Source organism: Streptomyces broussonetiae (assembly GCF_009796285.1).
GTDB lineage: Bacteria > Actinomycetota > Actinomycetes > Streptomycetales > Streptomycetaceae > Streptomyces > Streptomyces broussonetiae.
Map to the genome: position 1 here is coordinate 8,601,012 of NZ_CP047020.1, position 25,085 is coordinate 8,626,096.

22 protein-coding genes and 2 pseudogenes are annotated in these 25,085 nt (G+C 72.6%); 13 read left to right on the forward strand and 11 right to left on the reverse strand.

What is annotated here, in order from left to right:
- Positions 1-2: 2 nt before the first annotated feature.
- Positions 3-722, forward strand: a complete 720-nt coding sequence (locus GQF42_RS39220) for a TetR/AcrR family transcriptional regulator (RefSeq protein WP_158927959.1) — start codon at positions 3-5, stop codon at positions 720-722.
- Positions 723-766: 44 nt separating this feature from the next.
- The gene (locus GQF42_RS39225) at positions 767-1,231 is read left to right on the forward strand and encodes a pyridoxamine 5'-phosphate oxidase family protein (RefSeq protein ID WP_158927961.1); all 465 of its coding nucleotides are present in this window, start codon (positions 767-769) and stop codon (positions 1,229-1,231) included.
- A 169-nt stretch (positions 1,232-1,400) separates the two neighbouring features.
- Here the strand turns inward: GQF42_RS39225 and GQF42_RS39230 are convergent, their stop codons facing one another.
- On the reverse strand, positions 1,401-1,850 hold the full coding sequence (locus GQF42_RS39230; RefSeq protein ID WP_158927963.1) for a nitroreductase family deazaflavin-dependent oxidoreductase: 450 nt from the start codon (positions 1,848-1,850) through the stop codon (positions 1,401-1,403).
- Between the two features lie 207 nt (positions 1,851-2,057).
- Between GQF42_RS39230 and GQF42_RS39235 the strand changes: the two genes are divergently transcribed.
- The 3 genes from GQF42_RS39235 (at position 2,058) to GQF42_RS39245 (ending at position 4,133) form a co-directional block, all read left to right on the forward strand.
- Entirely contained in the window at positions 2,058-2,483 is a 426-nt protein-coding gene (locus GQF42_RS39235) for a nuclear transport factor 2 family protein (protein ID WP_158927965.1), read from the forward strand.
- 201 nt (positions 2,484-2,684) lie between these two features.
- A complete protein-coding gene (locus tag GQF42_RS39240) occupies positions 2,685-3,914 on the forward strand; it encodes a cytochrome P450 (protein ID WP_158927967.1) in 1,230 nt (409 codons plus the stop codon).
- Positions 3,915-3,926: 12 nt separating this feature from the next.
- Positions 3,927-4,133 (forward strand): ferredoxin, encoded by a 207-nt coding sequence (locus GQF42_RS39245; RefSeq protein WP_158927969.1) that lies wholly within the window; start codon positions 3,927-3,929, stop codon positions 4,131-4,133.
- On the opposite strand, the gene GQF42_RS39250 is transcribed toward GQF42_RS39245, so the two are convergent.
- Positions 4,108-4,695, reverse strand: coding sequence for a TetR/AcrR family transcriptional regulator (locus GQF42_RS39250; protein WP_158931120.1), 588 nt, complete (start codon positions 4,693-4,695; stop codon positions 4,108-4,110). The genes GQF42_RS39245 and GQF42_RS39250 overlap by 26 nt on opposite strands.
- 114 nt (positions 4,696-4,809) lie before the next feature.
- Here GQF42_RS39250 and GQF42_RS39255 point away from each other — a divergent pair, with 114 nt between their 5' ends.
- Together GQF42_RS39255 and GQF42_RS39260 are read left to right on the forward strand one after the other, a co-directional pair.
- Positions 4,810-5,268 carry a nuclear transport factor 2 family protein gene (locus GQF42_RS39255; protein WP_158927971.1) on the forward strand — a complete coding sequence of 153 codons (459 nt, stop codon included), beginning with the start codon at positions 4,810-4,812 and terminating at the stop codon, positions 5,266-5,268.
- 9 nt (positions 5,269-5,277) lie between these two features.
- Positions 5,278-5,811: a flavoprotein gene (locus GQF42_RS39260; protein WP_158927973.1), complete on the forward strand. Its 534-nt coding sequence runs from the start codon at positions 5,278-5,280 to the stop codon at positions 5,809-5,811.
- Here GQF42_RS39260 and GQF42_RS39265 read toward each other — a convergent pair.
- Both GQF42_RS39265 and GQF42_RS39270 read right to left on the reverse strand, forming a co-directional pair.
- Entirely contained in the window at positions 5,808-6,659 is an 852-nt protein-coding gene (locus GQF42_RS39265; RefSeq protein ID WP_199272953.1) for a hypothetical protein, read from the reverse strand. The genes GQF42_RS39260 and GQF42_RS39265 overlap by 4 nt on opposite strands.
- A gap of 159 nt (positions 6,660-6,818) precedes the next feature.
- Positions 6,819-7,622, reverse strand: a complete 804-nt coding sequence (locus GQF42_RS39270) for an endo alpha-1,4 polygalactosaminidase (RefSeq protein WP_233273632.1) — start codon at positions 7,620-7,622, stop codon at positions 6,819-6,821.
- A gap of 199 nt (positions 7,623-7,821) precedes the next feature.
- Between GQF42_RS39270 and GQF42_RS39275 the strand changes: the two genes are divergently transcribed.
- The gene (locus GQF42_RS39275) at positions 7,822-8,790 is read left to right on the forward strand and encodes an aldo/keto reductase (RefSeq protein ID WP_158927977.1); all 969 of its coding nucleotides are present in this window, start codon (positions 7,822-7,824) and stop codon (positions 8,788-8,790) included.
- Positions 8,791-8,802: 12 nt separating this feature from the next.
- On the opposite strand, the pseudogene GQF42_RS39280 reads toward GQF42_RS39275, so the two are convergent.
- Positions 8,803-9,623, reverse strand: a pseudogene (locus tag GQF42_RS39280) (phytanoyl-CoA dioxygenase family protein).
- A 97-nt stretch (positions 9,624-9,720) separates the two neighbouring features.
- Here GQF42_RS39280 and GQF42_RS45180 point away from each other — a divergent pair.
- The 3 genes and pseudogenes from GQF42_RS45180 to GQF42_RS39290 all read left to right on the forward strand — a co-directional run bounded on the left by GQF42_RS45180 (position 9,721) and on the right by GQF42_RS39290 (position 12,272).
- Positions 9,721-9,882 carry a hypothetical protein gene (locus GQF42_RS45180; protein WP_199273181.1) on the forward strand — a complete coding sequence of 54 codons (162 nt, stop codon included), beginning with the start codon at positions 9,721-9,723 and terminating at the stop codon, positions 9,880-9,882.
- Positions 9,843-10,049: pseudogene (locus tag GQF42_RS39285) on the forward strand (helix-turn-helix domain-containing protein); the annotation flags it as partial. The gene GQF42_RS45180 and the pseudogene GQF42_RS39285, both read left to right, overlap by 40 nt.
- Positions 10,050-10,292: 243 nt before the next feature.
- On the forward strand, positions 10,293-12,272 hold the full coding sequence (locus tag GQF42_RS39290; protein ID WP_158927979.1) for an RICIN domain-containing protein: 1,980 nt from the start codon (positions 10,293-10,295) through the stop codon (positions 12,270-12,272).
- A gap of 1 nt (position 12,273) precedes the next feature.
- Here GQF42_RS39290 and GQF42_RS39295 read toward each other — a convergent pair whose 3' ends face one another.
- From GQF42_RS39295 to GQF42_RS39315, 5 genes are all read right to left on the reverse strand, one after another.
- Positions 12,274-12,792, reverse strand: coding sequence for a universal stress protein (locus GQF42_RS39295; protein WP_158931124.1), 519 nt, complete (start codon positions 12,790-12,792; stop codon positions 12,274-12,276).
- Between the two features lie 31 nt (positions 12,793-12,823).
- Positions 12,824-14,077: an arsenic transporter gene (locus tag GQF42_RS39300; protein WP_199273149.1), complete on the reverse strand. Its 1,254-nt coding sequence runs from the start codon at positions 14,075-14,077 to the stop codon at positions 12,824-12,826.
- A 64-nt stretch (positions 14,078-14,141) separates the two neighbouring features.
- A complete protein-coding gene (locus tag GQF42_RS39305; RefSeq protein WP_199272955.1) occupies positions 14,142-15,383 on the reverse strand; it encodes a polysaccharide deacetylase family protein in 1,242 nt (413 codons plus the stop codon).
- Positions 15,384-15,580: 197 nt separating this feature from the next.
- The gene (locus GQF42_RS39310; RefSeq protein WP_158927981.1) at positions 15,581-16,282 is read right to left on the reverse strand and encodes a DUF4232 domain-containing protein; all 702 of its coding nucleotides are present in this window, start codon (positions 16,280-16,282) and stop codon (positions 15,581-15,583) included.
- Positions 16,283-16,433: 151 nt separating this feature from the next.
- Positions 16,434-17,828 (reverse strand): serine/threonine-protein kinase, encoded by a 1,395-nt coding sequence (locus tag GQF42_RS39315; protein WP_158927983.1) that lies wholly within the window; start codon positions 17,826-17,828, stop codon positions 16,434-16,436.
- Between the two features lie 47 nt (positions 17,829-17,875).
- Between GQF42_RS39315 and GQF42_RS39320 the strand changes: the two genes are divergently transcribed.
- A complete protein-coding gene (locus tag GQF42_RS39320; protein WP_158927985.1) occupies positions 17,876-18,424 on the forward strand; it encodes an RNA polymerase sigma factor in 549 nt (182 codons plus the stop codon).
- Between the two features lie 714 nt (positions 18,425-19,138).
- Here the strand turns inward: GQF42_RS39320 and GQF42_RS39325 are convergent.
- A complete protein-coding gene (locus GQF42_RS39325; RefSeq protein ID WP_158927987.1) occupies positions 19,139-21,523 on the reverse strand; it encodes a SpoIIE family protein phosphatase in 2,385 nt (794 codons plus the stop codon).
- 265 nt (positions 21,524-21,788) lie between these two features.
- Between GQF42_RS39325 and GQF42_RS39330 the strand changes: the two genes are divergently transcribed.
- Complete coding sequence (locus tag GQF42_RS39330; protein ID WP_158927989.1) at positions 21,789-24,896, forward strand: glycoside hydrolase family 2 TIM barrel-domain containing protein; 3,108 nt, start codon at positions 21,789-21,791, stop codon at positions 24,894-24,896.
- The last annotated feature ends 189 nt before the right edge of the window (positions 24,897-25,085 follow it).

A 25,085-nucleotide genomic window follows, 5' to 3' on the forward strand; every position in this document is an offset into this window, starting at 1 on the left:
GCATGAGCGAACGCGTCGTACCGGCCGCCGGGCGGCAGCGCCGGCGCCCCACCAAGCAGGGCGTCGTCCTGTCCGAGGAGCTGATCGTCGCGACCGCCCTGCGGCTGATCGAGGAGCACGGCGCCGACGCCCTGTCCGTGCGTCGCCTCGGCCGGGCGCTGGGCGCCGATCCCAGCTCCCTCTACCGGTACTTCCGGCACACCGACGACCTGATGCTCGCCATCGCCGACGAACTGATCGGCCACTCCATGCGCACCTGGAAGCCGACCGGGGACTGGCTGGCCGACCTGCGCGAACTCGGGCTGCGCATGCATGCCGGCGCCCTCGCGCATCCCCGGGCCGCGGTGCTCAGCGCCCACCGGGTCACCGGCCGGGCGCGCGAGATACAGGCCGTGGAGAGCATCCTCGGCGTGCTGCGGCGGGCCGGGTTCCCGGATCCGGAGGCGGTACGGATCTATCACGCGTTCGTCGACCAGGCCCTCGCCTTCGGTGCCCTGGACTCCGCCGGCACCGCTCTGCCCCGGGCCGCGCGCGAGGCCGAGGTGGAGGTGTGGCGCAGCACCTACGGCCGGCTGCCCGCCGCCACCCACCCGCACATCGCGGCCACGTCCCGCCACCTTGTCGCCACCATGCGCACCAGCTCCTACCCGGCCGCCCTCGACCTGTTCCTGACGGCGGCGCGGACACGCCTGGATCACGTCCGTGCGGATCAGGCGGGCTGACGGTCACACTGGGCGGGATCCGCATCCCGAGGAGGCCGTACGTCATGACCCCACCGCCCGCCCGCACCACCGCGGAGCGCCTGAAGGACACCCTGTACCGGCTGGAGCACGACGTCGACGTCTGGGTGGCCACCGCCGGACCCGACGGCGGCGCTCCCCATCTCGTGCCGCTGTCCTTCGTCTGGGACGGCGCCACCGTGCTGATCGCCACCCCGGCCGAGAGCCCCACCGGCCGCAATCTCGTGACCTCGGGCCGGGCCCGCCTCGGCCTCGGCCCGACGCGGGACGTCATCATGATCGAGGGCACCGTCCAGGCTGTGCCCCCGCAGGACCTGCCCGAGGAGGACGCGGAGGTCTTCGCAGGCAAGACAGGCTTCGACCCCCGCCAACTCGCCACGCGCTACCTGTACTTCAGAGTCGTTCCGCACCGTGTCCAGGCCTGGCGCGAGGAGAACGAGCTGAAGGGGCGGGAGTTGATGAGGGACGGTGAATGGGTCGGCGCCCGGTAGGGGACCTCCCGGGGGCCACCCGTTCGCCGGACCCCGCGGACGAGGGCGCGAAAGGGCCCCGCCGCGACGGGGGAACGCGGCGGGGCCTGTGGCACGAGTGCCCGCTCCGCAGCGGGTTCACACGCGTCCGGCGTAGATTTTTCTAAATCCCGCCGGTTCCCGGCGTGAATCAGCTCCCGTCGAAGGGCTCCAGCACGAACACCGGGATCTGCCGCGCCGTCTTCTGCTGGTACTCGGCGTACGGCGGGTAGGCGGCGACCGCCCGCTCCCACCACTGCTTCTTCTCCTCGCCGGTCACCTCACGCGCCCGCATGTCCTGCCTGACCGGTCCGTCCTGCAGCTCGACATGCGGATCGGAGGTGATGTTGAAGTACCAGACCGGGTGCTTGGGGGCGCCGCCCTGGGAGGCGACCACCGCATACGTCCCCGCGTGCTCCACCCGCATCAACGGCGTCTTGCGGATCTTCCCGCTCTTCGCGCCCCGGGTCGTCAGGATGATCACCGGAAGCCCGGTGTCCATGAGCGTCGTCCCCTTCGTCCCGCCCGAACCCTCGTACAGCTCGACCTGTTCGCGTACCCACTGCGCCGGGCTGGGCTCGTACTCACCCTCGAGAGGCATGGGATCCGTCCCCTTCGTCGGTCCAACGGCTTCTGCCACCGGTTCCAACACCGGCGGCCGCACGGTTCGTCCGTACCGCGGATGCCTTCCCCGGGACGGCCCCCGCCTCACAGGTGATCGAGCTTCGGCATCACCCGGCGGCACAGTGATCCGCGTACCGGTCGCCCGCCACGAGGGCCGCCGGGGGACCGTCCGAGGAGATCGCCCATGCCGGGCACCCCCGCGACCCGCTCCGTCGTGCAGGAGCCGCTGAGCCGGATCGCCGAGCCGTACGCGCAGGAGTGCGACTGGCGGCCGGGCCGGCCCAAGGACGGGCACGGCCGTCCCGACACCCCCTGGAACCGGCACCGCGCCACCCGCGCCGACGTCGCCGGCCACTTCCGGGAGCCGGCCGCACACCGAGTCCCGCAGCAGGACACGAGCGCCGAGCGGATCCTGGTCGACGGCGAGGACGCGGTGGTCCCCGGCGTCATCCGGCACACGCCGGCACCCACCGGCCGCGCGTACACGGCCCGCTTCGCCCTGCACCTCACGGTCCGGGGAGGTCTGGCCGTACGGCGCCACGTGTACGAGGACAGCCTCGCCGCGGCCCGCGCCTTCGCGCCGAAACGGAGTCGTACTCTGGACTCGTGACCGGCCATCCGGGCGGACCCCCGAAGGGCGGGCCACGGCCCCAGGCCGCCGGATCAGGCCGGTTCCACACCCCTCGCACCCCCCTTCTTCGGCCAGATTCCGCGATTCACCCAAGTGGCCGAACTTGACGTGGACCTATAGGTGCCTCGGGCATCTAATGAAGATCGGCACCACGCACCTCTTCGTCTGCGAGGTCTTTCCATGACGGAACTGACGGACACCACCGTCCCGGCGACCCCGGCCGAACCCGTCGCCTTCCCGCAGGACCGCACCTGCCCCTACCACCCCCCTACCGGATACGAGCCGCTGCGCGACGGGCGAGCCCTGTCGCGCGTCACGCTCTTCGACGGCCGCGAGGTCTGGGCGGTCACCGGGCACGCCGCCGCGCGCGCCCTGCTCTCCGACCCCCGGCTGTCCTCCGACCGCTGCCGACCCGACTTCCCCATCCCGGCCGAGCGCTTCCAGGGCGCCCGGGACCGCCGGGTGGCCCTGCTCGGGCTGGACGACCCCGAACACAACCGGCAGCGCCGGATGATGATCCCGGACTTCACCGTCCGCCGCGCCACCGAGCTACGGCCCTGGATCCAGCAGGTCGTGGACCGGCTGCTGGACACGATGATCGCCCAGGGTCCGCCCGCCGAACTGGTCTCCGCCTTCGCGCTGCCCGTGCCGTCGACCGTGATCTGCGGCCTGCTCGGCGTGCCGTACGCCGACCACGAGTTCTTCGAGGAACAGTCCCGCAGGCTGCTGCGCGGCCCCAGGGCGGCCGACAGCGTGGCCGCCCGCGTGCGCCTGGAGGGGTACATCGGCGGGCTGATCGAGGACAAGGCGAAGGAGGCCGAGCCCGGCGACGGGATCCTCGACGACCTCGTCCACCACCAGCTGCGCGACGGCACCCTGGAGCGCACGGACGTCGTGTCCCTGGCCCTCATCCTGCTGGTCGCGGGCCATGAGACCACCGCCAACATGATCTCGCTGGGCACCTTCACCCTGCTCCAGCACCCCGACCGGCTGGCCGAGCTGCGCGCCGACCCGGCGCTGCTGCCCGCCGCCGTCGAGGAACTGATGCGGATGCTCTCCATCGCGGAGGGCCTGCAGCGGGTGGCTCTGGAGGACATCGAGGTCGACGGTCACACGATCCGCGCCGGAGAGGGCGTGCTCTTCTCCACCTCGGTGATCAACCGTGACCCGGGCCAGTACGACGACCCCGACGCCCTGGACTTCCATCGCTCCGCCCGCCACCACGTGGCGTTCGGCTTCGGCATCCACCAGTGCCTGGGCCAGAACCTGGCCCGCGCCGAGCTGGAGATCGCCCTCGGCAGCCTGCTGGCCCGGCTGCCCGGCCTGCGGCTGGCCGTCCCGGCCGAGGACATCCCCTTCAAACGCGGCGACACGATCCAGGGGATGCTGGAACTCCCCGTGACCTGGTAAGAGGCTCAGCTCATGCACATCAAGGTCAATATCGACACGGACGTCTGCATCGGCGCCGGGCAGTGCGCGCTCACTGCCCCGAACGTCTTCACCCAGGACGACGACGGCTTCAGCGCCCTGCTGCCCGGCCAGGAGAACGGCACGGACGACGCGATGGCCAAGGAGGCGGCCCGCGCCTGCCCGGTCGGCGCGATCAAGGTGTCGGAGACGACCGGCTGACCCCGTCCGCGCCCGCGGCCGAGACCAGCGCCCGCGCAGCGTCGAGGGCCTCGGCCGCCGGTCGCGCGCTGCCGGTGATGCCCGCCGTGACCATGGCTCCCTCGGCCAGCAGGAACAGGGGGCCGGCCAGCGCGGCGGGCAGCTCCGCGGCGTCCACGAGCGAGACGAGGTAGCCGCGGAACGCCTCCTTGTGGGCGCGCACCTGCTCGGCCACCAGGGTGGAGGTGGTGCCCAGTTCGCCGTAGGCGTTGATCCAGGCGCAGCCGTGGAAGCCGTCCTCGCCGAACCACTCCTGGAGCCAGCCGAACACGGCCCAGATCCGCTGCCGTGGGTCCGGCCGGCGTGCGACGTGCTCGGCCAGGCGCCGGCGCCAACGCTCGTCGCGCCGGGCCAGATAGGCCGCGACCAGCTGTTCCTTGGTGGGGAACAGCTGGTACAGGCGTTTGAGCGAGAGCCCCGAGGCGCCGCGGAGTTCGTCCATGCCCACGGCCTGTATGCCGCGGGCGTAGAACAGCTCCTGCGCGGCGTCCAGGGCCCGGTCCCGGGCGACCGCGGTGTCCATCGGCGGCATCGGCACTTCACTCCTTGACGCATTCCTTGACGAGAGAACGAGCGTTCTCCTACGGTAGCAGCCGCACGGAGAACGCTCGTTCTCTCGCTCTGTCAGGAGGAGACCATGGCGGACCGTCCGCCCCTGCCGCCGTTCACCCGCGAGAGCGCCGTCCAGAAGGTCCGGGCGGCCGAGGACGCCTGGAACACCCGCGATCCGCACAAGGTGGCGCTCGCCTACTCCGAGAACTCGCGCTGGCGCAATCGCGGCACCTTCGTCACCGGACGCGCCGAGATCGTCGCGTTCCTCACCGCCAAGTGGCGGCGCGAGCTGGACTACGCGCTGCGCAAGGACCTGTGGGCCTTCGACGGCAACCGCATCGCCGTCCGCTTCCAGTACGAGTGTCACGACACGGGCGGGCAGTGGTGGCGCTCCTACGGAAACGAACTGTGGGAGTTCGACGAGCACGGCCTGATGACCCGGCGCGAGGCCAGCATCAACGACGTACCCATCGAGGAGAAGCAGCGCCGCATCCTCGGGCCCCGGCCCGAGGCCGAGCGAGGGGTGTCCTTCCCGCTTCAGTAGGGTGCCCGGATGACCCGACAGGACGAGAAACCCTTCCTCTACGTCGTCGTCTGCGCGGCCGGCATCGCCTCCGGCGTCGGCCGGCTGATCACCGCCGCGCAGGAACGCGCCTGGGAGGTCGGTGTCATCGCGACGCCCCTTGCGGCGGGCGGCTTCTTCGACACCGAGGCCGTGGCGGCGCGGACGGGCCGTCCCGTCCGCTCGGCCTGGCGCACCCCGGCCGACCCGCGCCCCTTCCCGCCGCCGGACGCCGTGGCGGTGGCGCCCGCCACCTTCAACACCGTCAACAAGTGGGCGGCCGGCATCGCCGACACACTCGCCCTCGGCACCCTGTGCGAGGCGACGGGCCTGGACATACCGGTGGCGGTCCTGCCCTGCGTCGCCGACGCCCTGGCGGCCCACCCCGCCTACCAGGACAGCCTGGACCGGCTGCGCGGGATGGGCGTCCGCTTCGGTGAGCCGTACAACGGCGAAGTCCGGCCGGACGGCAGTCGGCCGGACTTCGCCTGGGAGCGGGTGCTGGACCTGCTCCGGCCGCTCTAGCGGCAGGTCAGCTTGGGGCCCTCGAGCATGGCCCCGGTGAACATGCTCTGGCCCTGCGGGATCCAGTAGCCGAGCTTGGAGACCACCGTGGAGCACTTCGAGCCGACGGTGATCTGGACCCTGATCTTCTCCGGGTGGCCGGGCTGCAGCTCCGTCACGGTGCAGTCCAGGGAGTGCATCATCCGGGTCTTCGACGGGTACCGGCCCACCAGCGGGTTCACACAGCGGTGGTCCGTGCTGCGGATCTGGACGCCGGTGCCGTCCTCGCCGATCATCCCCAGCCGCGCGTTGCCGTCGCCCTCGTCGCTGTCCCGGCGGATCGTGTACGTCAGCGTCGTCGTGGAGTTGCGGCGCAGCTCGCTCTTGTCGACGGAGACGACGTGTGTGGCCTTCCCCATCGGCGAGGTCATCGACAGCGTCGCCTTCACCGGGCCCTTGAGGTCGACCCCGGCGGGCGTCGACCTCACCCGCACGGTGGCGGAGATCTCGTACGCACCCGGGCCCGCGTACAGCCGCGAGCCGGGCAGCGCTCCGGTGCCCAGCGTCTTGCCGGCCCGGCGCACCGTCCAGGAGCCCTCGGTACGGCAGACGTACTGGACCTTGGTGTCGGCACCCCGGCAACTGGCGGGGGCCGTGATGTTCAGTCTCGGGGAGCCGGTGTCCGCGCACAGGCTGACCTGAGCCTGCTCGCCGTGGGGGCCGTGCAGGGTGCCCGCGGCCGCGCACAGCGTGCCCGGCGTCTCGGGCGCCGCTGCGGCTGTGAACTGCCCGCAGCCGGGGGTGACAAGGGCCACGGGCAGCAACGCTGCCCCGGCCAGGGTTCTGAGCGTGGTGGAACGTGTCGGCACCGCGTTTCCTCCGAGGCGGCCGTGACCGGCCGGACGCCGGTCGTCTGCCGCCGAGAATGAGCGGACAGTACGACGATCCGCTGTTTCCCACGCCGGTCGATCACCTGACGGCAGCAACGACTGCGCCCCGGAAGGGCCGCCGGATGGCACACCAGCCTGCTACTGCACTTTTCGGACGTATTCGGTACTGCCCGGAGTGGAGACGTCCCGGTCCCGGCGCACGATGCTCAACCGCCCGCCCCAGCGGTCGAGGGCCTTGCGCAGGCCGCTGTCGGTGTACTCGATGTCCACGACCCGGGCGTCGAACGCCCTGGCGTACACCCCGCACTCGTCGTACTGCCCGCACTCCTCCGCCACCGCGAAGTCCAGCCCGGCCCGCCCGCGCTCACCGGCCAGCTCGGCGGTGTTCTTCTGGGCGATGGCCAGATGCCGGGCGTGCGCGTGCCGGGACAGCAGGGTCATGTACGCGGTCGCGTCGGACGCGGTGAGCAGGTGGTGGGAGCGGGTGTAGCTGTCGTAGTTGTCCGGCTCGACGGCGTCGAAGCCCTTCTTCGCGCAGCCGTCGAGCCACCGGTTCACCCGCCCGGCCACCCGCTCGCGCTTGGCCGGGGTGCCGATGTCGAGCAGCGGCTCGTTCCAGTCCTCGTCGATGACGACCCTGCCGTGCGCGTCACGCAGCAGCAGGTCGGACGGCCAGGAGGAGCGTTCCTCGGGCTGGGCCTGGAAGGCGTTGACGTAGCAGATGTTGTACAGGCCCGGCGCGGGGGAGTCGGAGCGGTCGCGGCTGACGATCCGCACTCCCTCGGGCGGCGGATAGGCCCCGCCGATCTGGTAGTCGAACCCGGCGTGGCGCGGGGGCAGCCGCACTGCGGCCGGCCGCTGCGAACCGCCCGTGTCGCGGCTGTCGCCGGTGCCCCGGGCGGAGCAGCCGGCCAGGGCCGGCACCGCGACGATCAGGGCCACTGCCAGAGCGCCTGCGGTCCTCGGGGAACCCGCGGCGCGAAGAACACCCGTGGGGGGCAAGTCCGCTCCATCCTGCCCACGCCGGGCGGCGCGGCACGTGTCAGGATCAAATCGCCCGCGCGTTCTCATAGTCAAGTCGGTGGCCGGTCACGTCGTACGCTCGGTCCGACCATCGATTCCGACGGCGGGAGCAGCATCGATGCAGTACGTGAAGCTCGGTTCCACGGGCCTGGACGTGTCACGGATCTGTCTGGGCTGCATGACCTACGGCCTGCCCGACCGCGGTGTCCACGAGTGGACCCTCGACGAGGAGGCGTCCCGTCCGCTCATCCGGCAGGCGCTGGAGGCGGGCATCAACTTCTTCGACACCGCCAACGTCTACTCCGACGGCACCAGCGAGGAGATCGTCGGCAAGGTCCTGCGCGAGTCCGCGAACCGCGACGAGATCGTGCTGGCCACCAAGGTGCACGGCCGGATGCGGCCGGGCCCCAACGGCGCCGGACTGTCCCGCAAGAACATCATGACCGAGATCGACCACAGCCTGCGCCGGCTCGGCACCGACCACGTCGACCTCTACCAGATCCACCGCTACGACCACTCGACTCCCGCCGAGGAGACGATGGAGGCGCTGCACGACCTGGTCAAGTCGGGCAAGGTCCGCTACATCGGGGCGAGTTCGATGTACGCGTGGGAGTTCGCCAAGCTGCAGTACACCGCCGAGCGGCACGGCTGGACGAAGTTCGTGTCCATGCAGAACCACTACAACCTGCTCTACCGCGAGGAGGAGCGGGAGATGCTGCCGCTCTGTGCGGACCAGGGCGTCGGTGCGCTGCCGTGGAGCCCGCTCGCCCGCGGCCGGCTGACCCGCGACTGGGGCACGGTCACCGAGCGCAGTGCCAACGACAACTTCGGCAGCCGGCTGTACCTGGACAGCGACCGCTCGATCGTGGAGGCCGTCACCCGCATCGCCCAGGCACGCGGCGTACCCCGCGCCCAGGTGGCCCTCGCCTGGCTGCTGCACCGCACCACGGTGACGGCCCCGATCGTCGGCGCGGCCAAGCCCCACCACATCGAGGACGCGGCGGCGTCCGTGGAACTGGAGCTGAGCGAGAAGGAGATCGAGGAACTGGAGCAGCCGTACACGGCACGCGCGATCAGCGGCCACTGAACCCGCGCCGGTTCAGCGGCGTCCGTGCGGTGCGAACTCCGTGCCGCACGGACCCGCACCCTGGCTCGGCGCCGGCACGACCCGCCCACCGGACATGGCCGGCGTCCGGTAGAACGGCCGGATGCGCTCGGCCGACCGCCCCACGTAGTGCCCGATGAACGAGCGCCGAAATCGGTCGGCGGTGCCGTTGGGTCCGGAGCCGTGCACCAGGCTGCCGTTGAAGAACAGCACGTCACCCGGGGCCAGTTCCACCGGCACCGGACGAGTCCGGGTGGCGGCGGAACGCACTCACGGGCGAACGGCAGCCGTTCGTCGGCGAGTTCGGGACAGAACAGGTCCATCCGGTGCGTGCCCGGCAGGACTTCGAGACCGCCGTTGGCCCGGTCGACCGGCTCGCAGGCCACCCACGCGGCCACGCACGTGCCCGGCTCGGCCCGCAGACAGAAGTTGTCCTGGTGCAGCGCCTGCCCCCGCGCCCCAGGCGGTTTGAAGTAGAACATGCTCTGCGCCGCCAGTACCTCCTCGCCGAACAGTACCTCCAGGGCGGCGCGCAGCCGGACGTCCAGCAGGAACTGCCGTGCCGCGGAGTCGAATTCGTGCGGCTGCAGCACCCGGGGGTACCGGCGCAGCGGGTCCGGGTCCGCCGGTCGCGGTTCGAAGTGCCCCGGCACCGGACCGGCCGCGTCCAGCGCCGCGAAGACGGCGCACAGCCGCTCGGTCTCGGCACGGTCGAACAGCGCGGGAACGACGGTGAATCCGTCCTCCTCGAACCGGTGCCGCAGCGGCTCGGTCAGGATGGCACCGGTGGCGTCGATCGGGTCCGTGACTGTCATGTGTCCGCTCCTGAGGTTCGCCGGCCGGGTCGTACGTCGCCCACGCCAGGACGGCGCGTCCGACGGGAGGATGCCTGTGCGTGCCGAGGAACTGCCTGTGACGGCTGCCGCCGGGGATCCGTCCCCGGCGGCCACTCTCGTGGTCACCGGACGCTACGACCAGGGGCCGGGCTACGGCGTCGACCGGCCCCGGGGTTCGGACAGTTGGCTGTTCACCTTCTGCGGCACGCGGCCCGGCTCCTCGAGGCCACCGACCTGACGGTGGAGCGGGTGGCGGCCGCCTCCGGGTCCCCGAGCCCCTTCCACTTCAGCCGGGTCTTCCGAGAGCGCCACGGGGTGCCGCCGGGCGCCTACCGGGCGGGTGAACGGCGCCGAAGGGAGGAATTGGTTTCCACCGGCGAACTGCCTTTGACGAAACGTCAATAGGCGGGTCGCCGTACGGAATGCGGAAAAGTGCCGGATCCCTTGTTCCAAAGCGCCGCGCTGTGCAAAAGTGTGCGCTGTTCGCATGCAGAAAATTACATTCCCCGCTGCATGCGTCAGGCCGCTCCCCGTACACCCCCCACGCTTCAAAAGAGCCGCCTCAGGTGGACGTTCGAGCTGCCCCATGACGTCGCCATACCTGTTGGTATGGACTATTTCCCGAATCGCGTCTGGAGGAATACGGCCGTGCATGAGGAAGGCCTGTCCGACGAGCAACTCAGCGCCGAACTGAAGAAGTGGACGGGTGTGACTCCCGCGCTCCACCCCGTCGGCGAACTGCTCGACCGGCACTGGGAAGCGGCCTTCGCCTATGCCCGGCTGTGCACGGACGGCACGCGTGCCGCCGGCATGCTCACCACCGCGGCCTTCACCCGGCTCTTCGGTGCCTCGCTCCGGCAGGCCGGCCCGACCGCCGCCTGGCGCCCTCCCGTGCTGGTCGCCGTCCGCCGGATCGCGGCCGAGTGGGACAGCGACGGTCGTCAGGAACTCCTCCATCCGGCGCTGCGGTCCGCCACCACCGGTGAGCGCGCCGCCGCCCGGCTGCTGCCGCCCCCGGAACGGCGGCTGCTGTCCCGTGCCTTCCAGCGGGTGCCCCAGACCTCCCGCGCCGTGCTGTGGCACACGCAGGTCGAGGCCGAGCCGCTCGCCGTGCCCGCCGCCCTGCTCGGCCTGGACGAGGAGGACGCCCGCGTCGAACTCCGGCGGGCGCGGGAGAGGCTGCGCGAGGAGTGCCTGCAGGTCCACCGCGAACTCGCCCCCGACGACGAGTGTCAGCGCTATCAGCGCCTGCTCGACGTGACGTTCCGGCGCGGCGGCATCGACCTGGACCCGGATCTGCGCGAGCACCTGGACCGCTGCACCCACTGCCGTCGCACCGCAGGCCAACTCGACGCGTTCAACGCCGACCTGGGCCTGCCGCTGGCCGAGGCGGTGCTCGGCTGGGGCGCCCGCGCCTATGTGGAGTCCCGCGCGCGCCGGACACACGAGGCCGCCGCCCCGGCCCCCGACCCCGCGTCCATGACACCCCCGTCCGGTGAGGCCTTCTTCTCCACCGGGTCCGCGGGCCCCGACGTCTCGGCCGAGTCCGCGCGCAGACGGCGCCTCGCCGAGGCAGCGCGCCGACGCGCAACCGCCCGGTCCGCACGCCGGCCCCGCCCCCAGGACACCGAGTCCACCGGCCTGCACGGGCCCACCGGACCGGCGCGCGGAGGCCGGACGGCCGCTCGGGCCGAGTCCGCCGCCCCCGGCACTCCCGTCGGCCCCGACGCGCCCGGCCCCTCCCGCCGTTCCGCCCTGCGCGCCGCCCGCCGTACCCGGCGCCGTCACCTCGCCCTGGCCGTCGGCACCGTCAGCGCTCTGGTCGTGCTGCCCCTGGTGCTGTGGTCGGTGCTCGGCTCCGGCGACGGCCCGGCCCCGTCCGGGGCCGGTGCGTCCTCGCGGGCGCCGGGCAGGGGCACCTCGAGTCCCGGCGCGTCCTGGGCCGGAGCGAGCGCGGCCGGGCAGGGCGCGCTGCACGGCCGGCTGCACAACCTCGCCTCCGGACTGTGCGTCGGCGTCGTCGGCGGCAAGGCCGTCAAGGGCGCCGAGACCGAACTCGCCACCTGCGATGCGTCCCCGAGCCAGCAGTGGTCGTACGAGACCGACGGACGCCTGCGCAACTCCGCCGCGCCCGACCTGTGCCTGGACTCCAGCCTCGGCTACTCGATCCGCCTCGCCCCCTGTTCGGCCACCGGCAGCGCCGCCCGGAACATCCGCTACGACTTCACGCTCCAGGGCGTCCTCGTACCCCGCTGGAACCAGGAGCTGGCACTGACCCCGGCCGCCACCGACGGCTCCGGCGCCCTGGTCACCAAGGACCGCGCCACCGGTACCGACCAGCGGTGGTCCGTCGACACCGCCAGGCCCGAGCTGCAGATGCAGAACGTCAACTGGGACAGCGACAGCGCCCCTTCGCCGACCGCCACCTCGCGCCCCACGCCGCCCGAGACGCCACCGGCCCCCAAGGTGTCCAGGACCACGTCGGCACCGGCTCCGGCTCCACCGCCCACCGGCGCGGCTCCCACGCCCACGCCGTCCGCCACCTTCGATCCCTGCGCCGCGTACCCGTACTACTGCGGCGGGGGCGGCGGAGGATACGCGGGCGGCGGCGGGCGGCAGCGCCGCTGACTCAGGGACGGGGCGGCGGCGGTGGCGGGATCGTGTCCAGTGGCGGAGCCGGTTCCGGCCACACCAGCAGCACCGGGCAGGGCGCGTGGTCGACCGTGAAACGGACGGCGGGGCCGAGGCTGTGCGGCCCGAGCCGGGACCGGTCGCCGTCGCGGGCCAGCACCAGCAGATCGGCGCTCTCGCAGGCGGCCACCACCTCCCGCTCGACCCGGCCCGACCGCTCCTCGCACACACACGGCCGCCCCAGCCGCTCTGCCGCTGCGTCGAGCAGCTCGGCCGCCGAACTCCTGCCGAGCGCCTCCAGCCGGTCACCGGGATCCTTCCCCCAGCCCTCGGCCGGGAGATGCCCCGGCGGATGCCCCCGTCCCAGCAGCCCCGCGAACGCCCCGTGCGCGAGGTCCGGCACCTCGGCGTCGCTGACGTGCAGCAGCACCACCTCGGCATCGGCCGGCACGTGGGCGCGCACGGCGTCCACACAGGCGGGCCAGGTGCTCTCGACGAGCCAGGCGATCACACGCATCCGGTCGGCCTCCCAGACGTCGGACAACCTCTCAGAAGATCTGCAGCGACCCCCACAGTGCCACCACCGCGACCGCGAGCGAGGACGGCACGGCGATCAGGCCCAGCCGGGTGAACTCCCCGAGATCCACACCGTGCTCGTGCTGGTGCACGATCCGCCGCCACAGCAGCGTCGCCAGCGATCCGGCGTAGGTCAGGTTCGGGCCGATGTTCACCCCGAGCAGCACCGCCAGCACCGCCCCCGGCCCGCCTGGCGCGGCCAGTGGCAGCAGGACCAGCACCGCGGGCAGGTTGTTGATCAGGTTCGCCAGGACGGCGGCCAGCGCGGCGATCCCGAGCAGCGCGGGCAGCGAGGAGCCGCCCGGCACCACCTGTCCGAGGACGTCCGAGAGCCCGTTGTCGACCACCGCCCGCACCACGATGGCCAGCGCCGGCACGAACGCGAGGAAGGAGGGGGCCGCCGCCCGCACGACACTCGGCAGGGTCGCCCTGCGGCGCACCAGCGCCCGGCCCGCCAGGACCAGCGCGCCCGCCGCCGCGACCCAGGCAGGCTCCACCCCGAACGCCGACGCCACCACGAACCCCGCCAGCGTGCAGGCGACGGTGACCAGGGCGAACAGCGGCAGTCGGGGAGGGGTGCCGGTGTCCTCGCCCACCGGGGCCGCCACCGCGAGGTCACGGGCGAAGAACCGGCGGAACACCACATACTCGGCGGCGATCGCCACCAGCCACGGCAGCGCCATCAGCGCCGCGAACCGGGTGAAGCTCAGCCCGCTCTCCGCGAACGCCAGCAGGTTCGTCAGGTTGGACACCGGCAGCAGCAGCGAGGCGCTGTTCGACAGGTGCGTACAGGCGTAGACGTGTGGTTTGGGCCGTACGCCGGTGCGTGCGGCCGTGGCGAAGACCACCGGGGTGAGCAGCACGATCGTGGCGTCCAGGCTGAGGACGGCGGTGATGGCGGAGGCCAGTGCGAAGACAGCCGTCAGCAGCCGCACCGGCCAGCCCGCCGCCCACCGGGCCATCCAGGCCCCGCAGGCCTGGAACAGCCCCTCCACGTCGCAGAAGTGGGCGAGCACCAGCACGGCCGCGAGGAACCCCACCACCGGGCCGAGCCGTTCCGCCTCCGCCCGGGCGTGGTCGAGGGAGATGGCGCCGGTGGCGACCGCGATCCCGGCGGCCGGGACGGCCATGACCGCCTCCGGCCATCCCCTGGGCCGTACCACGGCCCAGGCGAGCACGGCGACGAGCAGGACGGCGGAAAGAGCTTCGGCGAGCGGGGCGTTCAGGGCGGGTCCTTCCCGGATCGGTCACGGGGTGCCTGCCCATGAAAACAGATGGCCGTGCACCCCCTCAGGAGGCCCGGCTGCCCGCCGTGCCCAGGAACTCCGCCCAGCCGCCCGTCGGTGACTGCCCGGGCACCAGGGTGCGCAGCTTGCGCAGCACCGCCGGGTCCTGCGCCTCGAGCCAGTGCACGAGCTGCTTGAACGACACGAAGCGTACGTCGTCGCCCTGCGCGGCCATCTTCCCGATCGCCTCCTCGACGGCGTCCATGTAGATGCCGCCGTTCCAGCGTTCGAAGTGGTTGCCGATGAAGAAGGGGGCGCGGTTGGTGTCGTGAGCACGCTGGAAGCCGGCGACGTAGGCGTCGCGGGCCTGGGTGCGCCAGGCGTCGAACTGGGCGCGGTCGCCGGTGGGGTTGCCGCCGGACTGGTTGAACATCATGTTGTAGTCCATCGAGAGCACCTGGAAGTTGTGCCCGGGGAACGGGACCGACTGCAGCGGGAAGTCCCAGATCTTCCCGCCCTGCACCTTGCCCGGCCAGATCTGCAGGCCGCCGGGGGAGCTGGCGTCGTACTTCCAGCCGAGCGCGGCAGCGGTGGGCAGCAGGTTGGACTGGCCCTCCAGGCAGGGGGTGCGGCCGCCCATCAGCTCCTTGTCGTAGTCGAAGGGGAGCGGCTCCAGGTCGGTGAAGCCGGTGTTGGTCTTCCACTGCTTCACAAAGCTCTTGGCCTGGTCGATCTCGCTGTGCCACTCGGCCGGGGACCAGTTGCGCACACCGGTCGCCCCGCAGAAGTGCCCGTTGAAGTGGGTGCCTATCTCGTGGCCCTCCAGCCACGCCGAGCGGACCTGCTGCAAGGTGGCGTGGATGTGCCGGTCGGCGAGATAGCCGATGGCGGAGGCGCCGACCGGGTGCTGCGGCGGACGGTACAGGTTCTTCTTGGACTCGGGAAGGGTGTAGATGCCGCTGAGGAAGAACGTCATCTTGGCACCGTGGTCGGCGGCCACCTTGCGGAACCGCGAGAAGAGCTGGTTGCTCAGCTCGCCCGCGCCGTCCCAGGAGAACACCACGAACTGCGGCGGCTTCTGGCCCGGCTTCAGCCGCTCGGGCGTCGGCTGGTGAGGCTGGGCGCCGGTGTCCGCCGTGGAGCCGTCTCCGATGAGTTTCGCCGGGCGGGCCTGGGCGGTGCCGTTGCCGTCCTTGTCCGTGCCGCCGACCGACAGGCCGGTGCCGGAGGAGCACGCGGCCAGCGTGCCCAGGGCGCCCGCCGCCGCGCCCGCCGTCAGCACCCGCCTGCGTGAGATCCCGCTCATCTTGTCCCCGACTTCCTTTTCTCGGCCCCTGCAGGGGCCTGCTCGCCATGCGGTCGACGGGTTCGATCGCGGGAGCGGGAAGAAAGATCGCGGCCGGCGGTGGCTGTTGCCGTTCTGTGACAGTTATGGCGCGCTCATGACGAACCCCGCTGTCCCGGTCCGGGGCAGCGGGGTGTCGTGGGGGGCTGTTGTGCAGGTCAGGGAGCGGTGCCGGGGGTGAACACCGACAAGAACACGGACGAGGAGTTCCCGCCCACGGGGACTGCTCCACCGGCCCATGTGACCTTGAGGGAGTCGCGCTCGTCCGGCGGGGTGACCACCAGCGCGGCCGGGGTGGCCGTCCTGGCGCCGCTGACGCCGGGGTTGGAGAAGGTCAGCCCGGCCCAGGCGCTCTGCCCGGGCCTCAGCGTGATGGTGGCCGGAGAGCCCGACTCGCGCTTGGGGTCCGGGCCGAGCTGGCCGCCGGAGGCGTTCACGAACGCGGCGCCCGGATAGCCGTGCAGGGTGCAGGTCTGCGCGGAGGAGTTGGTGAGCACGACGGGGAAGTTCTCCTGGCCGGCGCCCGGATCGTTGCGGCCCACGGAGGCGCGCAGCTGGGAGGTGTGGCAGCGGGAGCTCGCGGCTCCCGTGCTGGTCGTACCGCCGCCCGCGGAGGCGGTCGCATGCGGGGCGGACGAGGCGGCGGCGCCGGGGCCGGTGGCGGCGGCGGACGGGGTGGGCGTGGCGGACCCCGGGGTCCGGGTGCCGCCCGTCGCGGGCGCGGCCGTGCCGGAGGACGTCAGAGGCGGGTTGCTGTGGACGTCGTGACTACTGTTGCCACAGGCGGTCAGGAGGCCCAGCACGGCGAACGTACCGACGAGCAGGGCCCCGTGCCGCGCGGACCGGGGTGCGTACACCATGTCGCTCAACACTCCTGGATGATCACGGCACGCGAGGGGACGCGTGCCTGCGGCGCCGAGTGCGCCGTCACCACACTCCGATGCGCGCAGCGCCCGAAAAGTTCGGCACACGCAGGGTTCTTTCCCCGCTCCGGACCCGGGCAGGCGTGCCTCAGCCCACCCGCAGCGAACGGAGTACGCCGTCCGTGGCGTCGCCCGTTCCCTGCTCGCGCACCTGTACGTACACCTGGGGCTGACCGGTGCCGCCGGCAGGGGTCAGCGCGGACTCCGTGACCGAGCCGCCGTCCGGGCAGCCGCTCCAGGCCCGCACCAGTCCCCGGAAGTCGGCGTCGGCGAACGTGCGGCTGCCGGAGTAGCTGCAGCCGGAGTGGGCGAGCGCCGTCACCTTCGCCGTGACGTCGCCGTGCTCGCTCAGCCCGACGAACACACCGTCCACGGGCTTGCCCAGGTCGGGCCACCGGGTCAGGTCGTCGGCGACCACCAGCCCCGGCTCGTGCCCCTTGCCCAGCCCCAGCACGCTCGGGTCCCAGCCGGAGTTGCGCAGTTCGTGGCCCCAGCCGGCGGGTACCTGTACGACCACCCGCCCGGTCGCGTCCGTCACCCGTGTCTCCTGTGCTGCGCCACCGTGGTGCAGCACCGCGGTCACCGCCACCGCGGCCACCGCGGCGGCGGCGATCGCGGCCAGCGACAGCGTCACGATGTTCAGCCGCCCGCGCACGCCGTCCAGCCGCCGGACGGCGGGCGCAGTGGCCGGCCCGGTCGCCGCCAGCCGGTCCAGCTCCTGCGCGAACGCCTGCGCGCCGGGCCAGCGCCGCGCCCGGTCCGGCTCCAGCGCGCGCAGCAGCGCCCGCTCCACGTCCTCACCGAGATCAGGGCGCAGCCGCCGGGGCGGTACGACCTTGCCCGGGGCGCCCGGCACGGTCCCGGTGAGCAGTTCGTAGCCGACCGCGCCCAGGCTGTAGACGTCGGCCCGCTCGTCGATGCCCTCGCCGGGTTCGGCCTGCTCCGGCGGCTGATAGCCCGCCGAGCCCGCGGCCAGCGTCAGCACCGAGGCCTGCGCGAGGCTCTTGGCGAGACCCAGGTCGGCCAGCAGCAGCCGCCGGGTGCCGTCCGGGGCGGTGTGCAGCAGCACGTTGGTCGGCTTGATGTCGCGGTGCACGATCCCCGCCTCGTGCAGTGCGGCGGCACTGCGCGCGGCCTCCGCGGTCAGCGCCAGCGCGTCGCGCACCGGCAGCGGACCGCCGGCCAGCAGATCGGCGAGGGTACCGCCGTCGGCGTACTCCATCACGAAGTACGGCCTGCCGTCCGGGAGTTGACCGATGTCGTAGACCTGCACGATCCTGCTGGAACCGGCCCGGCGCAGCAGCCGGGCCTCGGACAGGAAGCGCTCCCTGATGTCCAGCCGGTGCGCCCAGTTGTCGGCGAGGACCTTCACCGCGACCGGAGCCTGGAGTTCTTCGTCGTGGGCGAGCCACACCGTGGCGAAGGCGCCGCTGCCGAGCGGCCGTTCGAGGCGGTAGCGGCCGATCCGCTCCAGGGAGTGCATACGACTATCATGCCTGGCCTGAGATCGACTCGAAGGGGGGCCCGTCCGTGCAGGACCAGGCGCCGACGGAAGACCTCGCCCGGCGGGCCGCCGCGGGCGACAGCGCCGCACTGGACCGGTTGCTGGCCGAGATCCGGCCGGAGGTCGTGCGGCGCTGCGCGCGCTTCCTGCCCTGCCGGGAGGACGCCGAGGAGGCCGCCCAGGACGTGCTGCTCCAGGTCGCCCGGCACATCACCGCGTTCGAGGGCCGCAGCCGCTTCGGCACCTGGCTGTACAGCGTGGTCGCGAACTGCTGCCGGCAGAAGTACCGCGAGCTGAAGCGGCGGGCCGCCGAACAGCCCGTCGTCATCGAGCCCACGCACGCCGTCGACCCGCGCACCACCAGCGTGATCGCCGGCTCCCGGGTGGATCTGCTGGAGGCCCTGGACCGGCTGGAGCGCACGCACCCGCATCTCGTTGCGCCGCTGGTCTACCGGGACATCTGCCAGCTGGACTACGCCGAGGTCGCCGAGCGCGTCGGCATCCCGCTCGGCACCCTCAAGTCCCGCCTGCACGAGGCCCGCAAGCAGGTACGGCCCTGGCTGGCCGGCGGCTGATCCGGCCGGGCGCCGCGTCCGCGGAGCCCGGAACGTCCCGGGCGTCGCGGCACGACCGACGGCGACGTCGACGGCGTCAAGGGGGCAGGTGCGTCGTGACGACGGACTCGGGGTGACGACGAAGCAGCAGCCGATGGCGAGCATGTACGCGGACACCGTCCACTGGGCGGCAGAGACCGGCACACCGAGGTCGGCGGCCATCCCGGGGATGGCCAGATTGAGCGCGAAGAAGTCGACCTGGATACAGAACAGCGCGATGGAGACCGCGGCGAAGGCCCCGGCCCGCTGCCAGGACCGCTCGCGTCCAGCACGTGCTGCCATGCCACCAGCACACGCCCGGCCCGGCCGTACCGCCAGCGGGCGCGAACCGCCGGACCACAGCGGTGCCGGGGCCGGTGGCTCCGCCAGGCCGTGCCGTCGAACTCCGACCTGCCCCGCGACGCCCTGCACGCTCCCCCGGCGAAGGCACCCCCACTCGCCGCACCCGGGCCAGGCCCGAGTACGTCCAGTACGAGGGCCAAGGCCCGGCACGCCGAGAGCAGGCACCTGACGCCGCGAGGCCCGCCCTCCGGGCGGACGGCGGCGTACCGGCCGCCCGGACCAGCGCCCGTGCGGCGCCGAGGGCTCGGCCGCCGGTCGCGCGCTGCCGGTGATGCCCGCCGTGCGCCGCGAGGCCCGCCCTCCGGACGGACGGCTGGAGTTCGACGACAGGACCTAGCGGTCCTCCTCCTCGTACACCGGCAGCTCCGCCCAGATCGTCTTGCCCTCCGGGGTGTGCCGGCTGCCCCAGCGCTGGGTCAGCTGCGCGACCAGCAGCAGGCCCCGGCCGCCCTCGTCGAAGGTCTTGGCCCGGCGCAGATGCGGCGCGGTGTGGCTGGCGTCGGACACCTCGCAGATCAGGGTGGTCGCGTCGTGGATCAGCCGCAGCCGGATGGGATGGGCGCCGTAGCGGATGGCGTTGGTGACCAGCTCGCTGACCACCAGCTCCGCCGTGAAGGACACCTCGCTCAGCCCCCAGGTGTCCAACTGCTCCACGACCTGCTTGCGGACCGGTGCGACGAGCGCCGGGTCGGCCGGGATGTCCCAGGTCACCACCTGCGACGCGGGCAGGCCCCGGGTGCGGGCGAGCAGCAGCGCCACGTCGTCGGCGGCACCGCCCGCAGGGAGCAGGGTGTGCAGGACGCGGTCGCAGGTCGCGTCCAGGGAGTCCGAGCATGCCCCGAGGGCCTCGTACAGCCGCTCACGGGTCGTGTCCGGGTCACGCTCCCGGGACCACACCAGTCCGTCCGTGTACAGCGCGAGGACGGCGCCCTCGGGCAGTTCCACCTCGGCGCACTCGAAGGGCAGCCCGCCCAGACCCAGCGGGGGACCGGCGGGCAGGTCCACGGCCCGGGGCGCCTCGCCCGGCCGCAGCAGCACGGGCGGCGGATGCCCGGCACGGGCCAGGGTGCAGCGCCGGGACACCGGGTCGTAGAGCGCGTACAGGCAGGTCGCGCCGACCTCGCCGGGGCTGCCGTCCGCACCGGACTCCTCCGACAGCCGGACCACCAGGTCGTTCAGGTGGGTGAGCAGTTCGTCCGGGGCGAGGTCGATGTCCGCGAGGGTGCGTACGGCCGTGCGCAGCCGGCCCATCGTGGCGGAGGCCTCGACGCCGTGCCCGACGACATCCCCGACCACCATCGCGACCCGCATCCCGGACAGCGGGATCACGTCGAACCAGTCGCCGCCGACCCCGGCCCGCGCGGCCGGAAGATAGCGGGAGGAGACCTCCAGCGCGGCCGTGCGCGGCAGGCTGCGGGGCAGCAGGCTGCGCTGCAGCGCCAGGGCGGTCTCCCGCTCGCGCGAGTAGCGGCGGGCGTTGTCGACGCAGACGGCGGCGCGGGCGGTGATCTCCTCGGCGAGCAGCACGTCGTCCGCGGTGAACCCCTCCGGGCGCCGGTGCCGGGTGAAGACCGCGACCCCGAGGGTCAGCCCGCGGGCCTGGATCGGCACCGCCATCGAGGAGTGCATGCCGAACTCCTGCACCCGCCGGGCACGTATGGTGTGCCAGGTCAGCCACTCGTCCATGTCCCCCTCGGCCACGGAGGCGATGATCGTGTGGCCCGCGGTCAGCGAGTCGGCCTGCGGGGAGCCGACAGGGTACTGCTCGGTCCGCCCGGGCCCGATCACCGCCTCCGGCACGCTGCGGTGCACCGACCGGTGGGCGATCCGGCGCAGCTGCACCGGCGCCGTGACGTGGGCCGGGGGCTGGCCGCCGTGCTCGTCCGGGTCCAGCAGGTCGATGGTGACGAAGTCGGCGAGCGCGGGCACGCACACCTCCGCCAGTTCCTCGGCCGTCCGGGTGACGTCGAGGGTGCTGCCGATGCGCACGCTCGCCTCGTTCACCAGTTGCAGCCGCTGCCGGGCCCGGTAGTTGTCGGTGATGTCGTGCGCGGCCAGACACACGCCCCGTACCCGGCCCCGGCGGTCCCTGACCGGGGCCATCCTGGCGAGCCAGGCGTGGGTGCGCTCTTCGCCGCCGGTGCGGGTGAACGTCTGCATGTCCTGCGGTCTGCCGCTGTTGAGCACCTGGAGCATGGCCTGCTCCAGTTCCTCGCTCTGCGGCCTGCCGCCGATCTCCGCGAGCCTGAGGCCCCGGACCTGCTCCTCCGACAGGCCGATGACCTCGGCCATGGCGTCGTTCAGCCGGCGCAGCCGCAGCTCCTCGTCGTACACGGCGAGCGCGCACGGGGACTGGATCAGGCCCGCCTCGGCGAGCGGGTCGCCCGCGGCGGGCGGCTCACGGCCGGTCAGCGGGGTGACCAGGAGCCAGCTGCCGTCGTGTCCGTCACGGGGCGGCCGACGGTGGGCGAGCAGCCAGACCGGGACCGTACGGCCGTCCCGGTGGCGCAATCCGACCGTGCCCTGCCAGCGGACGCCCGGGGGGACCGCCGGGGTGTCGCTCCCGGCCAGCAGTCGGGCGGCGGGGCGGCCCAGGACGGCATCGGCCGGGTGGCCGAGCAGGCGCCGCGCGCCCTCGTTCCACTCCACCAGCGTCCCGTGGTCGTCGATGACAGCCCGGGCCGTCGCCGCCTCGTCGAACGGATAGACCCGGCTCATCGTCGCCGCTCCCAAGCGCACACTCACAGTGAACAGGTGGCACCACTTCCGTTCCAGCGTAGTGCTTCACGCACTCCCGCGAACCACGGCCCCGGACCGCCCGGCCGGTCCGTCGAACAAGGTCAAGGAGGAAATCAGGCCGTTGCCCCACCGAGGGCGGACACGAGGTTCCCGGCCCTTGACGACTGCGTCTGGCAAACCGTCAGAATCTGTTTGTTCACGATCAGTTGTGAGTACTTCTGGGCCCTGATGAGGGAGAGCCGCCATGACGGTCACTCGCCGATCGGTACTGGTCGCAGCCGGGGCAACGCCCGCGGCCGGAGCACTGCTGAGCACCGCGGCGGCCCCGGCCGCCTGTGCCGCCGACGCGCCCTCGGGCGCCGGTGGCCGCCACGTCGTGCCGCTGCGGGACGGCTGGCGCTTCGCGCTGGTCGACCCCGGTGGCATCACCGACCCGACCGGCGCCTACGACCGGGCCGCCGACCCCGGCTACGACGACTCCGCCTGGCGCGAGGTCGCCGTACCGCACGACTGGAGCATCGAGCAGACCCCCACCACCGACCACGGCACCGCCGGCGGCACCGGATTCCTCCCGGGCGGCCTCGGCTGGTACCGGCTCGCCTTCACGCTGCCGCCCGCGTACGCGGGCGGCAGCGTCTCGGTCGAGTTCGACGGCGTCTACATGGACTCCCACATCTACTGCAACGGCACCGAGCTGGGCCGCCACCCCTACGGCTACACGGGCTTCGCCCTCGACCTCACCGCCCTGGTGCACACCGACGGCAGCACGCCGAACGTCCTCGCGGTCAAGGTGCAGAACCAGCTGCCGAGCAGCCGCTGGTACTCCGGCAGCGGCATCTACCGCGAGGCACGGCTGGTGATCACCGAGCCGGTGCACGTGGCCCGCTGGGGCACGTACGTCACCACCTCGGAGATCTCGGCGGCCAGCGCCCTGGTCCGGGTGGCGACGAGCGTCGTCAACGAGTCCGGCACCGGTACGGACGTGCAGGTCCTGTCCCGGATCCTCGGACCCGACGGCCGTACGGTCGCCCGCGCCGCCACCACCGTCGCCGTCTCCGAGCAGGCCACCGAGACCCATCGACTGACCGTGCCCAGGCCCCGGCTGTGGGACTTCGACACCCCGGGCAACCGCTACACCCTGCACACCGAGTTGCGCGCCGGCGGCCGGACCACCGACACCTGCCGTACGTCCTTCGGCATCCGCGACTACCGCTTCGATCCCGAGGAGGGCTTCTCCCTCAACGGGACCTCCACCAAGATCAAGGGCGTCGACCTCCACCACGACCAGGGCGCCCTCGGCGCGGCGATCAGCCTGGACGCGGTCCGCAGACAGATGCGGATCATGAAGTCGATGGGCGTCAACGCCCTGCGCACCTCGCACAACCCGCCCTCGCCGCAGATGATCCAGGCCTGTGAGGAGCTGGGGATCGTGATGATGGTGGAGGCCTTCGACTGCTGGCGGACCGGCAAGACCACCTACGACTACGGCCGGTTCTTCGACGAGTGGTGCGAGCAGGACGCCACCGAGATGGTGCGTGCCGCCCGCAACTCGCCCGCCGTGGTGCTCTGGTCCATCGGCAACGAGATCCCCGACTCCACCTCCACCGCCGGGCTCGCCATGGCCGACCGGATCATCGGCGCGATCAAGTCCGCAGACGACACCCGCCCGGTGGTCATCGGCTCCAACAAGTACCACGGCGTGCCCGCCGCCGGTTCCCCGGCCGACCTGATGCTCGCCAAGCTCGACGGCCTCGGCCTGAACTACAACACCGCGAAGTCGGTCGACGCCCTGCACGCCAGGTACCCGCACCTGTTCCTCTTCGAGTCCGAATCCTCCTCGGAGACCTCCACCCGCGGGGCCTACCAGGAGCCGGAGCACCTCAACACCGGCGAGAACCACACCCCTGGCAGGCGGGCCACCTCCTCCTACGACAACAACCTCGCCTCCTGGACGATGAGCGGCGAGTACGGCCACAAGAAGGACCGGGACCGCAAGTGGTTCGCGGGACAGTTCCTGTGGTCCGGCATCGACTACATCGGCGAGCCCACCCCGTACGACGTCTTCCCGGTCAAGGCGTCCTTCTTCGGCGCCGTCGACACAGCGGGATTCCCCAAGGACATGTACCACCTCTTCAAGAGCCAGTGGACGACCGAGCCGATGGTCCACCTGCTTCCCATGACCTGGAACCACGAGGACCTCGGGGAGGGTGCCACGGTCGAGGTCTGGGCGTACGCCAACGTGCCCTCCGTCGAGCTGTTCCTCAACGGAAGGTCGCTGGGTGTGCGGGAGTTCGACGTCAAGCGGACCACCGACGGGCGCGGCTACCTGGAGACCACCGAGGCGACCGGCGACGACAAGACCTTCACCGACGGCCCCTACCCGGGCAGCTACACGAGCCCCAACGGCAGCGCGGGCAAGCTGCACCTGACCTGGAAGGTCCCGTACCGGCCCGGCGAGTTGAAGGCGGTGGCCCGGCGGGACGGCGAGGTCGTCGCCACCGATGTGCTGCGCACGGCCGGCGCCCCGTACGCCGTACGCCTCACCACCGATCGCAACTCCCTTGCGGCCGACGGACGTTCGCTGCTCTTCGCCACCGCCGACATCGTCGACGCGCACGGCGTGGTGGTGCCGGACGCCGAGCACCTCATCACCTTCGCCGTCGTCGGCGGGTCCCTGGCCGGGGTCGACAACGGTCGCGAGGAGAGCGCCGAGCGCTACCAGGCGAGCACCCGCACCGCGTTCCACGGCAAGGCCCTCGCCATCGTCCGCTCCGGCACGGCACCCGGGGAGCTGAAGGTCACCGCGCGCGTGGACGGCCTGCGTACCGCCGCGGTGAGCGTGCGCGCGACGGCGGCACGCGAGGCGACCCGCACCCCGGCCGCGGACTTCGGGCCCGACCATCCGGCCCCCCTCAACTCCCCGCGTGCGGATGCCAGTTACTCCGGGCGGGAGGACACCCCGCCGGCCGCGATGCTGGACGGCGATCCGACCACCGGCTGGTCCAACGCCTTTTCGAAGTCCGCCACCGCGCTGCTGCCCGCCTTCAGCGGAGCCCGCCCGACGGACTGGGTCTGCCTCGACGCCGGGCGCACCCGGACCTTCGACCGGGTGGCGGTCTCCTTCACGGTGGACGCCGGTCACACGCTGCCCGCGCGCGTCGAGGTGGCGGTGTGGGACGGGCACGCGCATGTGCCGGTGACGGGTGTCAGGACGGACTGGGCCACCGCGTCGGACAGCCCTACGGTGATCACCTTCGACGCGGTGCGCGGCTCGCGGCTGCGCCTGACGCTCACCAGCGCCCGGCCGGGCGAGGCGAAGGGGGCCGTGCGCATCAGCCGGCTGGAGGTGTAGCGCAGCGGCGGGAGGGCGGGTTCCCGACCTCCTCGGCGCGGCCCGCCGGCAACCGGAGTTCGCGCCGAGGACGCGGGTGCGGGTGCCGCGGGGACAGCCGCCGCCGACCTGGCGCACGGCAATGTGCAGGGGGGAGCAAGGTGCCCGGCGGCACCCTCGTCGGGGGTGTCGTCTCCAGTGTCCCGGCCG